Source organism: Streptomyces torulosus, assembly GCF_001419765.1.
Taxonomy (GTDB): Bacteria; Actinomycetota; Actinomycetes; order Streptomycetales; family Streptomycetaceae; genus Streptomyces; species Streptomyces torulosus.
Genome location: NZ_LIRK01000696.1, coordinates 1 through 1,178, shown reverse-complemented (window position 1 = coordinate 1,178; position 1,178 = coordinate 1). Strand labels below are relative to the sequence as shown.

The following is a 1,178-nucleotide window of genomic DNA, read 5'->3' as shown; positions in this document are numbered from 1 at the left end:
CTGGGGGCGCTGGGCTCCCGGAGGTTGCGCGGTGGCCAGGGAGCGCAGGGAGCACAGTACGCGCAGTCGGCGGCGAGCGGGCAATCGGCGTCGGACGGCGCCGCGCAGCCACCGGCGCCGTCGGGTCCCCCGCCACAGCCCCCACTCGGCAGCACCCCGCAGCCACCCCGGTCCCCCCAGTCACCTCACTCACCTCCAGCACTCCCCTCACCTCCCTCACCGCCGGCGCCCCAAGGGTCGCCGGGGTCACAGCCCCCGTACGCTCCGCACGGCCCGCAGGGCGTGTACGGTCCGCAGGGTGCGCACGGCACATACGAGACCCAGGACAGGGCGAACCCGGCCGACGGGTCCGTCGGCATGCCCGGGCGGGACGGAGCGAACGACCCGCAGCAGGAGGGTTCGCGGTTCTCGCGCCGCCGGCGGGCCGCACGTAACGGTGCCGACCGTGTCGAGGGCGGTTCCGACCGTACCGAGACCAGTCCTGACCGGCCGGAGAACGATTTCGACCGACTCGAACGCGGCGGTGGCGACCGGATCCAGGGCGGTGGCCCTGAGCGGATCGGGCGGCGCAGCCGTATGGAGGGTATGGACCGTATGGATCGCGCCGAGCATGTGGATCGTGTCAATCGTGACGGAATGGATCAGACGGGCCAGACGGACCGGCCTGACGCCGTCGACCGTGAGAGCCGTGCGGCGCGCAGGCGCCGTACGGACCGCCTCGACCAGGTGGTCAACCGGCTCCACACGGCCGGGAGCAGGAATGGTGGTCGGGTGGGGGTGACGTACAAATACTTCGGCGCGCCCGACGGCGCGACCGCGGCCCGCGTCCCGATCTCGATGCGCCCCGAGGAACTCGGCGGCGACGAGCTCGGCATGAACGGCATGTTCACCAAGATCAAGCCGGAGACGATGGCCGCGATGGTGCTGACCGGCATCGAGGGCGTCCCCCTGCACAAGGTCCCGCCGCTGGAGCTGGTCGTCCTGCACCCCGACTACGCGGTCGTGAAGCTGCCGATGACCGTCGTCGACCCGCTGCNNCCGCGACGCGTTCAACGTGTACCAACTGCTCCACGAATGGCAGGACTTCAGCCACCGCCTCCACGAGGCGGGGCATCAGCCGTACTGCCTTGTGTGGCCCTGAGCTGAAGCCGGACCCAGCAGGAGGAGGCCCTCACCGG

General features: G+C 71.4%; 1 pseudogene. It reads left to right on the top strand.

The window, feature by feature from the left end:
- Positions 1-771: 771 nt before the first annotated feature.
- A pseudogene (locus tag AOK23_RS37710) lies at positions 772-1,036 on the top strand (hypothetical protein); the annotation flags it as partial.
- Positions 1,037-1,178 lie beyond the last annotated feature (142 nt).